This window comes from Cohnella phaseoli, from assembly GCF_003386235.1.
GTDB lineage: Bacteria > Bacillota > Bacilli > Paenibacillales > Paenibacillaceae > Cohnella > Cohnella phaseoli.
Map to the genome: position 1 here is coordinate 119,664 of NZ_QRDZ01000023.1, position 13,838 is coordinate 133,501.

The window sequence follows — 13,838 nt, forward strand, 5'->3', positions numbered from 1 at the left end:
TATATAACTCTACTATAAGCGGCGACGAGAAAATCCGCTTGCACAAAACTTACGCTTCCTTTTGGACTTTTTTGACCTGTTCCGGTTTGCCGGACAACACTTGGAGCAATCTGCGATCGGATGCTTCAAGCCGCTTGGCAAAGGATGGCCACTCTTCGCGCCGGACAACGTTCCAAACCCGTTCAACCATCGTCGGCGCGCGCAGACGGATCAGCTCCAGCTCGGCGCTTTCCTCGTTCTCCCATGAACAGAACTGTGCCCCCAAAAGGTTGGCACTCTCATCCAATTCAATAGGCTGGAGCGTCGCTTTGGATTGATCCCACCAATGCTCCCAACGCCTCACGTGCCAGCCGTATATGTGCTCGGGCGACCATTTTAAGGTCGGGGTGGCATATAAGGGCTGCCAGGATGCGTTAATCAGTGCATAGCCCGCTTCCGCTAGCGAGTCCGCCGGATGATAATAGGACTCCCAAGGAATAACGACGATGTCTTTCGGGATTTCGATTCCCTGTGCCGGTGAGAAACCTTCCCAGACGATCGGCTGTCTGCCCTGTTCTCTGACAATTTCCGCAGCCCGAACAATAAAGTCGCGCAATAAGCCCTCTGCATCGTTAACGTTCAGCTCTTTCATTTTTTCCCGGCAATAGGGACATTGCTCGAAAATCTCCAGCTTCGTCTCATCGCAGCCCAAGTGAATGTACTTCGAATACTTGAAAATCTCGCATAACTCGCGCAGCATTTGTTGAACCGCGTTCAACACCGCAGGATTGCCCAAACAAATCGCATTCTCGTGGGCTTCCCCTATACCCGATGTAAAGAGCTCGGGCTCCGAGAGATTAAGCTGACGCGAATGGCCCGGCAAATCGATTTCGGGCACAAGCTGAACCCCGCAACGCTGGGCATACTCAATCAGGTCCTCGAGCTCTTGTCTTGTATATTTCATACCCGATACGGGGATTTGTGGAAATGACCGCAGCGGAAACGTGAACAGCGGGTCATCCGTTAGGTGTAAGTGCAAGTGCGAAAATCGATAGAATCGGCAAAATGTAATCGTCTGCCGAATACAGTCCGTCGAATGCCAATGTCTCCCCAGATCCATCATTAAACCCCGATACGGAAGATCCGGCTCGTCTTCAACGGTACACAGCGGCAGCTCCCCTTCGTTCGACATCAACTGAAGCAGGACCGCCGTTCCGCCCGCAACAGCGGAATAACTTCCTCCGACGATCTGTACCTTTTCCGCAACGGCGATTTTAATTTGCTCTTCCCGCATGGCTTCATCCAGATTTAATTCAACGATCGTTCGAGTCTCGTTCCCGGTTCCGGTTCTCTCGCCCAGCACGGCTTCCAGCTCCTGCTCGAATATCGGCGCAAGCGGCACAAGCGACGTATGCAGAGCATGGACGACAGTATGGCGTAAGGATCTCGTCCCCTGCTCGATATGAACCGACTTTGGAAGCGGCACGACATGAATTTCAATTTGCTCCGACATGATGATCCTCTTCCTCCTCTTTTCCTCTTCAATAAACAAATCATCCTCGCGAGGGCTTACAGCCGGATGGCAACTCCAGCCGAATTGCTCGCGAGGATCGATCCTGCTACGTTCGATTATTTCTTGGCTGCCCAAGCATCCAATTGCTTTTGAAGCTCGGCAATAATCGCCTCAGAGCCCGCATTCTTCAACTTCTGAATAAATTCCGGCAATACTTTATCTACATCGACAGAGCCGCTGGCAAGCGCCTTCAGATATTGGTCGATAACGGCTTGCGCTTTCGCCAGCTCATTCGATACCGGGTCCGAATTGAACACGAAACCGAGCGCGACGGAAGGCTTGGCCTCCATATTGATCTTGGCCGTTTCCTCCCACATGCCGTCAGGCTGACCTTCCGTATAGAACGTGTTAAATACGTTTCCGACGAAGAAATTGTAAACGCCGTCATAGGCGCCATCCATCTTCTGTGTGACTTTTCCGTCGGCCGATTTCGTGTAGCTTAAGCCCTCCAGACCAAAAACAACCAGATTCAAAATCTCAGGATCCGAGTTCAACAAGTCGATAAACATTAAGGCCCGCTCAGGATGCTGCGAATTTTTGTTGATCGCGTTCATGGAAGCTTGGATGGAGCCCGTCGTAAGCGGTCGATCGCCCATTCCATGAGCGACATAGGGAATCCCCCCGGCTTGCGAGCTCGAGAACTCCACGTCTCCGCCCGGCTTGGTCACAGGATCCGTTACGATCGCGTATTTGCCTTGCGAACGATAGTTTGTCGTTGTCGTTGCTGCGTCTTTCTGGATGTAGCCTTTCTGATACCAGCTTCTCATTAATTCCACGTAATCCTTGAATTCCTGCGATTCGTATTGATTTACGGCCTTCAGATCGCCAAAGCTTTTCACTGCGCCGGGGGTTCTGGTTCCGACAAGCGCGTCGAAACCGAAGTAGTTTAACCCGTTCTCCCAGATGTTGCTGCCAACGCCTTCAATCGGGAACAGATCGGGCTCGTTTTCTTTGATTTGCTGCAGGTAAGGCTCCAAATCTTCCAGCTTCTTTACATTGGTGTAGTCAAATTTGTATTTATCCAGCAGTTCTTTCTTGAACATCAATCCGAATTGCCTTGCATAGATTTGCTGGATCGGAGTAGCATAGATTTTTCCGTCCACTTTAATAGCGTCCCAAACCGCCGCATTCGTGCCCGCGATCGTTTGCGGAGCATATTTTTCCAGAATATCGTCCAGCGCCGCATAGGCGCCCTTTGCTACATTCGGAATGTACGGATTAATCCAATTGGAGGTAAACGCGATGTCGAAGCTTTCATTCGCCGCAAGCATCATGCTTACTTTCTGATCGTATTCTCCAAGCTCGACTAACGTAAAATCGATCGTGGCATTGATTTTCTCTTGCGTGATTTTGTTGATCGCTGCGAATACTTCGTCCGCCTTGTTCATGTTAAATGTTTTGGGAACAAGCCATTTTAAGGTGACCGGTTCCAAGCTTTCTCCCGAGGCCGTCTCGGATGGCGCCTCCTGCGTTGAGGTCCCGGTCGCCGCGGGCGATTCGCCGGATTGCCCCTCTTGTTTGCCTGCGTTCCCATTGCTGCTGCAGGCGGATACGAGCAGTGTCAGCAGTACGACGATGGATAGCCATACAGATGTTTTTTTGTACCCCTTGTTCATTTGTGTACGTCCTCCTTGAGTGTTCTATTTATTTTTAAACCAGCTAACCGCATTTCACAACTAGCCGGGTTTAAACGCCGCTATCCTAACCTTTCACGGACCCTAAAGTTAACCCTCTGACAAAATATTTCTGAAAGAAAGGCAGAATAATCAGCATAGGCGCTGCCGCAAGGACACACATCGCCATTCTGGCCGACTCGGATGGAATCTGCGAGGTATTCAGCCCGGATAGATTGCCGATGTTGGAGCGGAGGAATTCAATGTTCGCCATCATCCGGTGCAGCATCAGCTGCAAAGGCAGCAGCTTGGGCGAATCGATATAGAGAAGAGCCAGCCACCAATCGTTCCAATAGACGAGCAAAATTAGCAAGCCAATCGTCGCAAGCGCGGGCTTGGATAGCGGGAACACGATTTTCCAATAAATCGTCCATTCGCTTGCCCCGTCGATTTTCGCGGATTCGCTGATCGCTTCCGGTATTTGGCGAAAAAAGGTTCGTAAGATGAGAACATTCATCGCGCCGATTAAATAAGGCAGAATCAGCGCCAACAGGCTATCCTTCAAGTCCAAATAGTTAACCATCAGAATATAGCTGGGGACGAGTCCTCCATTAAACAGCAGTGTGAAAATGACAAGGAAAGAAAAGAGTTTGCGAAAAATAAATACGCTCCTGGACAACGCATACGCGAATAAGCTGGTCGCCAATAAGCCGATGATCGTTCCGCAGGCGGTAACGAGAATCGTCACCTTATAGGCCTGAACCATAATGGACGTGTTGCTGAAAATGTACTTGTAAGCGGTAAAGTCGAATTTTTGCGGCAATAGCCGGTAACCGTTATCGACCAGCATTTTCTCGTTGCTGAACGAAATGGTTACAATCGCCAGCAAAGGAATCACGCAAAGCAGGCATACGCACATCAGGGTGATATTCACGATAGAAGAGGCGCTGCGCCGCTGGAAACTTCGTTTCAAAACTCATCCTCCTCTCTAAAATAAAGCGCTGTCTTTATCTATTTTTCTGGCCGCATAGTTGGCGAGGAAGATCACGACCAGCCCCAGCACGGACTGAATGAAATTCACCGCGGAAGACATGCCGAAATCGCCCAAGATTCTTAACGTTCTGTATGCGTAAGTATCGATGACATCCGTAGCGGACATCAGCATCCCGGACTGCATGGGCAAGAAGTAAAACAAACCAAAGTCGGAATAGAAAATTCGGCCAATCGAGAGCAAGGTCAAAATCGTCAATACCGGAAATAAGAACGGAAGCGAAATGAACCAAACAGTGCGTATGCGGGAAGCTCCGTCAATCTGTGCCGCTTCGAAATACTCTTTATCGATAGAGATCAAGCAAGCATAATAAATGAGCGTCCCGTAGCCCACGTTTTTCCACACGCTTGCCAGAATAAGAATGATCGGCCAATATTGCCGCTCGCTATACCAGCCAACCGCATCAAAGCCGAACCTCTCCAACAAACTGTTGAAAATCCCGAGATTTTCGCTCAGAAAAGCGTAGGAGGCGAAGGAAACGACAACCCACGACAGGAAGAACGGAAAGAACAGCGTCGTCTGATAGATTTTAATGAGCAACGACCTCGTGACTTCATAAAGAAGCAGCGCCATAACAACCGATGCGATCGTAGTCGCGACAATACTTCCCAAGTTAAGCAGCAATGTATTGCGGATGACCGGCCAAAAGCTCTCTGAAGAGAAAAAAAATTCAAAGTTGGAAAACCCCGCCCAAGGGCTGCCCAGAATGCCTTTGTCGAAAGAATATTTCTTGAAGGCCACGATCAATCCATACATTGGAAAGTAGCTAAATACAAGAATCAACAACATGCCCGGCGCCGACATGAACGACAAATAGATATTGTCGATCCCGGTTAATTTCTTCGTTCTCATCCTCAACTCTCTCTCCCTCTTCATGCTCTCGCTCCGTTGTACCGGCTTTCGGTTCTATCATAGGACCCGCAAACGGATTTAGAGAAGTTTGATAAGTGGCATTTGCTTGTATTCGCGATCAAAAACGGGCTTTCATTTGCGGTATTCCCTTCAATTGAAGGCGGCGGTACACTGTCTCTTATCAAAAACAGAGAGCATCGGCCCCCATCAGGCCGCGCTCTCTGTTCCGTATTGCGTTATTCAATTGCTGTAAGGATACAGGTTAACCGCATGCGTCATCCCGTAGACACTGAAGAATCCTTCCTCGGTAATGGGATTATCGTTATCGACCACGTCGAATACTTTAACCCCGTCCACATAAAGGAATATCCGCACGCCTTGATCGATATTAATGGCACCGGTTTGAATGCTGTGACGCTGATTAGGAAAATAATGCACATTATCTACATTTCCGAATCTCGGCGTGTAGCCCGGTATCGTGCCGATAAGCATTTCCCTAACGCCATTCGTCCATTTCTGCAATTCCCAGCTGTCATGGTTGACTCCGATTGCATAAGCTTGGGTGGAAGTGTCCAGATACGTCGAATAGGGATCCTGATCTCGCAGCGTAAAGGCAATCCAGTCTTTCCCATCCGTCGTCAAATCGGATTCCATGTCGAAAGCAAGCACGACGTCGCCATATTGGTTGCCCGCATACCCGCTGTTCCCCGCAATGGAAATGCCGGTTTCCGGCGAAGGCAGCACTGTCACGGGAGCGCTCCATGCCGAAACGTCTTGAATCGCATCGTCCAACAAAACTTCCGGCGCTGTAATCGGTCCTGTTGCGCTGCTCGTATGCTTCGCCGTAATCGTCCACACATAAGATTTGCTTCCGTTAGAAAGCGTAAAAGTGATTGGACCCTGCGAAAAATCAATCGGACTGCCGCCATAACCAACAACGGAATAGCCCGGTTCCAGCGTAAATACAGGCGTAAGCGCCGATAAATCCGCATCCTCCGCTACAAAGATTTTTACCGATTGCTCGAGCGGTCGGATCGACACGCCGCTCTCTTCGTCCAATATCGATACATTCAGCAGCCCATAATCGTTTTTCAAATAAAAAGCCGGAGAATCCGGGTACATCTCCAATTGGATTTGGTGTCTGGCCACGACTCTTGGCGGAACGTCATCGGCAATATGCGCGTAGCTCGGCTCCAGCCCCGCATTGGCCACAATCGACGCCGCCCCCGGTACGGACGCAAAGTCCCCTCCCGGAACGTACGTATTGTTCACTACCGAGTTGTTGACGCCATGATCCCTGCTGCGATTGACACTATAATAGTTATCGTGGATATGGTTATCGTGAATTGAAGTCGTCCACATGGATTGCCACCAATAAACGGGACCGCCCACCACATTATTTTTTACTTCAATATTGCTTGACCCCTCGTCCAGGTAAATGCCGACATCCTTGTCATACTGACCGTCGTTGTTCCCGTAGACGTAATTCCCGGAGATCACTGTGCCGGGTTGGGCGCCGAGCGTGTAGATTAATCCACCGTCATGCTGCGTTTTGCCCACATCGTAGATCAGGTTATTCTCGATCCGATTATTTTGGGCGCTTGTCGGTGTCGTGTATCCTTGCGTTCCTCCCGGATCCGGTTGCCCCCATCCCCATCCAAGAGAAACTCCGGTGTAAGGAACGGCATGAATCTCATTATGAGAAACAACCGTATTCTTCGTAAAGCCTACGAAAATGGCCACAGAGTCGAAATAATCCGCGCCGATTCTCGTAATATAGTTATTGCTGACTACGTTATCTTTCACGATATCTCGCGCATCGCTAATATAAGCGTGATGATCCTCAATGCTGCCGATAAAGATTCCGCCCGAGGAGAGATCATGAAACGCGTTTCCGACCACTTGGTTGTCGCTGCTTGCCCGCCATATACGCAGACCGCCGGCGCCCAGGTTTCTGAAGGTGTTGTTCTCTACAAGGATATTATGACTGTAACTCATCTCTACCGCGGAAGGCACGGAAACAAAATTATCCGCGTTCGGTTCGACATAAGTACCGCCTTGGGCATCCGCATAACTATGGCTATTCGGTCCGCTCCAGCCTGCATATTCAAACGTAAGACCGCTGAATGTCAGATTCCGTACAGGGGATTCAAGCGTTCCTTTCACGACGAGCAACTTTTCCGTATCCGGTAAAACCGCAGTTAAGCTCGAGATCGTTTCTCCTGCCTTGGGCTTATAATACAAGGTAGGAACACCGCTTTGATCGACCGTTCCCCGGCGATCCAAATACCATTCTCCTTCTTGGTCCAAAAGTTCATAAGCATTCTCGATCCAGGTTGGCCGATCGCTCGTTGCTGTCGTTAGCGTCCAATATACCGGATCCAATACGACATTGGTGCCGTCTGCGTTCACCCGTTCAACCCTGACGATGTTATGGTACCACCAGCGCAAAATGTGAACTTCAAGATTATCCGCGTTATGCCAATCTTTAAGATTGTAGCTCGCCGGAACTTTGAATCCCGACTTGTCGGCCTTATTAAAAATGACGCCGTCCGTCAGCTTCGCCGGTCCGTTGCTTGCATTTCCGGACGAAGAGGAGGAGGTTACTGATCGATTAAAGGAATAGGTTTCGCCTGCAAGTTGGGCCCCCGCCGCTGACACGATCCCCCCGGGAGCCGGTAAAGTTGCCGATGTAGCAGCCAGCAGCACCTCCGCCTCCGCAAGCTGGAAACGATAATAGGTTTGCCCCTCGTAAACTTCTCCATTTCTCGTTTTCTGCGGAATGATCCGAATGTATCTGGCTTCGACAGGCTGGGCAAAAATAAACTCCTGCGCGGCGCCGTGACTATCCGGAACTTGATTCAATTTTAATGCGTCCTGATAATCTACGCCGTTAAGCGAGGTTTGGAGGATAATTTCTTCCGGATAGTGATAGTTTTCCCCTAGCGAAGTCACCATCGGATACAGCCTTACTCCGCCTGTTTCTTGCGGCGCTCCAAGGTCGATCGTAACCTTGGCGTCAGCCCTGTAAGGCGTTAGGTCGGATCCGGAAGTGTAATACCCTTCCGCGCCATTCCGGATGCCGTCGGTTATTTTATCTTTCGATAATGACCAATCCGGATATTCCCATGAGCTTGGAGCGTCGACCGGCGCATTTAGAGCAAGGTTGGCAGAACGATATACGGCGAAGTCGGCCAGTTGAAGTCTATAGTAGGTTACGCCTTCATACGGCTCTCCATTGCCGATTTCACGCGTTTTTAAACGAATGGATTTGGCCTCGGTTGGCGCAAAGGCTACCGTCAACGGTTGATCCGTCCACTGAGCATCGTTAACTTGCGTCACTAGCGTCCAGTTTGTTCCGTCATTGCTTTTCTCAATATCGAAATCTACCGGTACATGCACAGCCTCGCCCGAGATCGTTCGAGCCTGCAAGCGAATCGCGGAGATCGACTCGGCCCGTCCGGTACTCAACGTAATCGAAGCGATTCTGGGAACGGAAGGATCGGGACTGCTTACCGTTGTAATAACGGTATTCGGATCGCCGTCTGTCAGGAAGCTTGCAGGCCAGTCGTCGACCAGCGCTTGATCCTGAATGACGGCGGGCTTATTCAGCGCAATATTGGTGCTGAAATCCGTTCGCTCGACCAGGTCGAGGTTGGGCGAATACGTATTTTCCTTGCTGCCCACGATGATTTCGGACAAAATCAGGCGATGCTTGCCCGCTTCCAATCGATTGGATTCGCCCAGCTTGGTTACGTTGAGTTTCACGTAGCGCGCTTCCTGATTGCTGAAATCGTAGATATGCTCAGTCAGCAAATCAGGAGTCGTCTGTCCGTAAACCGATTTGGCAACCGTAAAGTTAGCGCCGTCCTGCGAGACTTCAATCGTGAAGTCGACGGGAAATCCCGCTGCTTTATTGTTAACCGTCTTTAAGGAAGACGGATACAACTTCACTCTTGACACGTCATCCCTAACTTCTCCGAGATCTACAACAACCCATTCATTTGCGTTTTGTCCCGTATGCGCCTCGCTCAGGTATCCGTCCGAACCGGACCATAGCCAATCCACGGGGCTTTGTTCGCTCTTCGCGCGCGTTGCCCGCTCGCCGTTGACATAGAATTGTCTTGCGCCTTCGGCTCCCGCCGGTACAGTCGCTTTATAGATGCCCAGACTTGCATCGAACAGCGACCATTGCCCTACCTCTTTGCCTCCTGTCAGGACAGGCGCGGCTCCCGGCGCCGCTGTGTATCGAACGCGATGATTGCCGACGCCTGAATCTTCCGGGCCGAATTGCAAAGTGTCGTCTATCGCATATGACCCGTCTTTTAGATAGACGACAATGTCCCCCGTCATACCGCCGATCTGGCCTCTGACGACATCTCTTGCCCGCTCGATCGTTCTGAACGGACTTGACTCGCTGCCTGCATTCTGATCGTTTCCGTCAGGGGATACCCAATACTCGAGATAAGGCGGATTCGGATTAGCCGCCGCCAAGCTCGGAAACGAACTCAGCACCATCATAATCGCAAGCACGACCATCTGTAAGCGCTTACCATTTCCTTTCATTTTCGCACCTCCAGGTTAGATTAAGCGCCTTAAACCGATGCCTCTCAGTCGGCGCTCACCATATCATAACAAGGAGAATGTCGCGGCCCCACTTTGATTAACGGCTATATCTGCTTTTTATCAAGAGCAGACTCTTTGATTTGTGGCACTCTCTTGGGAATCCGACTATTGCATTTACTTTAATAATTGATCGCCCTATAATAACGTCAGCAACAAACCGAGAGGGCGCTTTCAAACAAAAAATAAGCCAACTCTCTTCACCAGGTGAAATTGAACTTCGGGGGAAACCGGATGCTCGCTAAATTCAGACAAATCAAAACTTCTTATTTTAAGCTGCTGCTGCTCGCGTGTCTGGGTTTCTTTCTTGTATCGCTTACGCTGCTTTTCATCCCTTTATACATCAGTTTCCAAAACTCGATTGTGAAGTCCGTTTCTTCCCATTCTCTTAAAACATTGTCCCAAACCAGCTATAGCGTCGAGTTTATGCAGGAATCCGCCAATACGGTCGCCGAACAATTATTTTTCAACAGTACGATTAACCAGTTGCTTTATGCTTTGGACTACAATGACATCGATACCATTATTTCGCTCAACACCTTGAACAGCTATGTGAAATCGACCCTGTTCATCGAATCGGTCTATATCTATAGCTCCAAAACCGGAAACGTGAGCTTTTCAAGCAAAACGAACGGGTCGGGTTTTGAGCATATCGACGACTTCTATGACTCCGATTACTTGAAAACGCTGAAAGCCAACGAGTCTTCCCGCTTCATCCCGTTTCCCAGGATTACGAGCAACGACAAGCTGGTTTATTCCTTCTTGCTCCCGTCCTCCAGAAGCTCCGACCTGATGTTTTCAAATTCAATCATGATTAATATTTCAGCGAAATGGTTGGAAAATACGTATAAATCTATCGGGAATCAGCAAGACGATATGATTTTGATTATCGATTCTAACGGCGTCGTCGTGAATCAAAACGCATACGCTCCCGTGCTTGCCGACCTGAAGGAAGATCCCATGATCGTACGTATTTTAAATGAGCGGGTTAATGAAGGCTATTTCCTGTCCAGCATGGATGGCGAGAAGCAGTTGGTCACCTATACCTCCTCTCCCGAAACGGGGTGGAGCTTCGTCCTGCTAACGCCCTACTCGACCATTCTTGGCAGCTTCGCCAATTTGAAAACGATCATTTTTGCGATTTATTTCTCGATTATGATTTGCGGCATTCCGATCTGCCTGATCGTCACCAAGAGATTGTATGTTCCCTATAGCGTCATCCAAAATAAACTCGTTGACTTAGAGGTCAGATACAAATCGAATCATATGGTAGAGAAGCAAAACAAGCTGCATGCGCTGCTCGTTTTTCCTTCTCCCTTCTCGGAATCTCAAGTGCTTCAGCTCAAAGCGGCGAATCAATTCAAAGTCCGTTTTGACCAGCCCTACTCCATGCTGCTGCTGCAGATCGATCGCTTCGCCGATTTCTGCGACCAGTATCCGATACGGGATCGCGCTCTGATTACCTATTGCATTCAAAATATTTCCGAAGAGATCATCGGGAAGGTGGTTGGCGCCGAATCCGTTCAGATCGATAGGAATGGCGTGTGCATGCTATTCAATCAAACTTCCGAATTGCAGACACGGCTCACTCCTCTCGTCAAAGAAATTCAGCAGACTGTCCGCAAGGATCTTAAATTATCCGTTAGCGTATGCGTTGCGGAATCCGGACATACGATTGCCGATGCTTCTCAAATCTACCAGACTGCTCGAGAAAGCATTCTAAACAAGTTCTTCAAGGGGCCTGGCTGTATCGTCTATGCAAGCGATGAGACCGCCAAAAAGCGCGCAGGCCATTCGGAATATCAGCCGGCAAGGCAGAAGCAGCTAACCGATCTGATCATGGTCGGGAAATTTGAAGCGGCCAAAAAGCTCTTGTCCGAGATGATCGAGAATTTGAAGGACGCCCATTACGACTATTTCTCTCAAATCATTCTAACGATTACGTTGGAGCTGAATAACACGATCCAATTGCTGGAGAAAGCCAATGAGCTTACCCTTCCGTTTCAATTCAATACGTTCATTGCCAAAATTAACAATATGGGGTCCGTCGAAGAGCTGCTGAACTTATTTTTTCGATTGTTCGACGAAATGGATGCGCAGCTGGAACTGAAGAAAAAATCGAAGAACGAGAAATTGGTCCAAGAGATTATCGGGATTATTCAGCGGGACTACCGCGACGTCAATCTCTCCCTTGAATCCATCGCCGACCTTGTTCATTTATCGAGCTCGCATCTGCGGCGATTATTCAAAAAGGAAACGGGCTCATCTATTGCGGATTATATTAGCAGAACGCGCATGGAGCAGGCGACGCACCTGCTCCTATCCACCTCGCTGTCTATCGCGAACATCTCCGAACAAGTAGGTTACGTGAACAGCACCTATTTCTTTACGCTATTTAAGAAGGCTCATGGGATTACTCCTGCGGAATTCAGAAGTAAGTATGCAACTACTTAACAAGGAAAAGGAGGCTGTCTCAAACAAAATGAGACAGCCTCAACGATAAGATGGCTAGGCCGTTATTTCCACCATTCCGCATCGCGGTAACGATGAACGTCCAACGAATCGTTATGCCAGGAAAACCTTTCTTCCTTGCCGTTCAGCACCCATCGATTCGGAGAAGTCGTCGCGAGCCAGTCCAGCGGCTCCGCCGACGGCATTGGTTTTGCCGCAACGGCGAAGGCGCGCCGCAGCTCTTGCTTCTGCTCCTCATTAACGATAGCCGGATCGACGGAAACGAATAGCGGCGTTCCGCTCGCGGCCAACAGCTTAAGCCACTGCCCGTTCAATTCCCAAGGCACTTGCGTCGTGATGCCGACGCAATCGGCATCATGGCTGAAGAATGTGCCGTGCTGGGGCATTCGAAAAGCGAGCGTATTCACCCCCATAAAACGCGTTCTCTCCCACGACTTGCCGCTCGTATCGTCGCCGGTGCGTTGAATTTCAAACAAGCCCGCTGCGAGATGCCCGATCGTGTTGCAGCCGATGACCAAGCTTTCTCCCGAGGCGTCCGCAATCGTCCGGTACAAGGAAGTCACGATCTCGGCCGTCGTACGGGATCGATCTTGAAAAGAATAAGGCAGTGCGTTCGGTTGGGATTTCATTTGAAACCCCCACTTGCCGGTCAAGTCGAAGGTCGAGTAATCGTGCTTCAGCAGTTCGTATCCCCAGTCCGTCATCTTTCTTACGTTATCCCCGATGAACGACAGCACCTCGGGAATGCTCGGATCGAGCACGTGCCCTTCGGGACCTCGGTACCTTCTCCACGATTCCGGGACGTATTCGGCCGTCACCAAGGGTCGGAACCAGATTCCCGGCCTGACGCCGATCCCCTTCATTTCTTCCGCGAGCCTCCGCATATCGGGAAACCGAGAATTACCGACCCAGGGTCCGCCCCAGGCTTGGCCGTCTCCGCTAGTCAGCTGCCAGCCGTCGTCGATCACCATGAAGGGGCGGTTGGTCTCCTCTTCCGGTACGAGCGAAGCGATAAAACGGGAATCGTTCAGGATCGCCTCGTGAGAGCTTTTCCCGTATGCATAATACCAATTGTTCCCCCCGTAGACCGGATAAGGGGGCATCAGCGGGCGTTCGCACATCGTTGAGCAGAAGTCCTGCGCGCAAGAGAACGCGGTACGGTCCAGCGATTCCGCAAAATGAACAATCGTCGCCGCATGCAGCTGCCGTTGCCCCAGTACGACGCCTTCGCTACCGCATCTCAAATCCGCTGTGAGGACGATCTGTTCTTGATTGGCCTGCCAATAACACAAGGCATTCGCTCCGGTTTTCACCCCGTATCCGAGCGTCGTCTTGCCGTTATGGGCTAGGAAATACCAAGGCATTGTTCGCTCCGGAGCAATCCCCCGCCATTCGAGATCCCCGAAGCCTCTCTCCCATTGATCCCCCAGCAAGACCCAGCGATCCGAATATTCGTAATCCCAATTCCAGAACAACTTGAGGGTCAAAAACGGCTTCACGGTAGGTTGAATGTAGATCTCCAACTGCTTGTCTCTAGACGCGATCTCGACCTCGATCCCGTCCCCCTGCCATCTCCCCCGGCCCGCGGGGGACAGCTTCGTCCATCCGTCCGCCGTTTCCGCCATCGCGAATGCCGGAAGCTCCAATTCCGTCTTCATGATACTCCTCGATTCCG

7 protein-coding genes are annotated in these 13,838 nt (G+C 50.3%); 1 reads left to right on the plus strand and 6 read right to left on the minus strand.

The features are described 5' to 3' along the window. Positions 1 to 49 precede the first annotated feature (49 nt). The 5 genes from DFP98_RS25265 to DFP98_RS25285 form a co-directional block, all read right to left on the minus strand. Positions 50 to 1,492, minus strand: coding sequence for a family 20 glycosylhydrolase (locus tag DFP98_RS25265; RefSeq protein WP_116063404.1), 1,443 nt, complete (start codon positions 1,490 to 1,492; stop codon positions 50 to 52). 116 nt (positions 1,493 to 1,608) lie between these two features. Beyond that, on the minus strand, positions 1,609 to 3,168 hold the full coding sequence (locus DFP98_RS25270) for an ABC transporter substrate-binding protein (RefSeq protein ID WP_181917938.1): 1,560 nt from the start codon (positions 3,166 to 3,168) through the stop codon (positions 1,609 to 1,611). Between the two features lie 85 nt (positions 3,169 to 3,253). Beyond that, on the minus strand, positions 3,254 to 4,138 hold the full coding sequence (locus tag DFP98_RS25275; RefSeq protein WP_246016694.1) for a carbohydrate ABC transporter permease: 885 nt from the start codon (positions 4,136 to 4,138) through the stop codon (positions 3,254 to 3,256). Positions 4,139 to 4,153: 15 nt separating this feature from the next. Next, positions 4,154 to 5,068 (minus strand): ABC transporter permease subunit, encoded by a 915-nt coding sequence (locus tag DFP98_RS25280; protein WP_181917939.1) that lies wholly within the window; start codon positions 5,066 to 5,068, stop codon positions 4,154 to 4,156. Between the two features lie 240 nt (positions 5,069 to 5,308). Then, entirely contained in the window at positions 5,309 to 9,634 is a 4,326-nt protein-coding gene (locus DFP98_RS25285) for a discoidin domain-containing protein (protein ID WP_116063407.1), read from the minus strand. 291 nt (positions 9,635 to 9,925) lie between these two features. On the opposite strand from DFP98_RS25285, the gene DFP98_RS25290 reads away from it, so the two are divergent. Next, complete coding sequence (locus DFP98_RS25290) at positions 9,926 to 12,145, plus strand: AraC family transcriptional regulator (RefSeq protein ID WP_116063408.1); 2,220 nt, start codon at positions 9,926 to 9,928, stop codon at positions 12,143 to 12,145. Positions 12,146 to 12,207: 62 nt separating this feature from the next. Here the strand turns inward: DFP98_RS25290 and DFP98_RS25295 are convergent, their stop codons facing one another. Further along, positions 12,208 to 13,821, minus strand: a complete 1,614-nt coding sequence (locus DFP98_RS25295; RefSeq protein WP_116063409.1) for an alpha-amylase family protein — start codon at positions 13,819 to 13,821, stop codon at positions 12,208 to 12,210. Between the last annotated feature and the right edge of the window lie 17 nt (positions 13,822 to 13,838).

Coding starts and splice junctions, on each gene's coding strand:
- DFP98_RS25270 (WP_181917938.1), bottom strand. CDS start 3,168: ATGAACAAGGGGTACAAAAAAACATCTGTATGGCTATCCATCGTCGTA.
- DFP98_RS25285 (WP_116063407.1), bottom strand. CDS start 9,634: ATGAAAGGAAATGGTAAGCGCTTACAGATGGTCGTGCTTGCGATTATG.
- DFP98_RS25265 (WP_116063404.1), bottom strand. CDS start 1,492: ATGTCGGAGCAAATTGAAATTCATGTCGTGCCGCTTCCAAAGTCGGTT.
- DFP98_RS25295 (WP_116063409.1), bottom strand. CDS start 13,821: ATGAAGACGGAATTGGAGCTTCCGGCATTCGCGATGGCGGAAACGGCG.
- DFP98_RS25290 (WP_116063408.1), top strand. CDS start 9,926: ATGCTCGCTAAATTCAGACAAATCAAAACTTCTTATTTTAAGCTGCTG.
- DFP98_RS25280 (WP_181917939.1), bottom strand. CDS start 5,068: ATGAGAACGAAGAAATTAACCGGGATCGACAATATCTATTTGTCGTTC.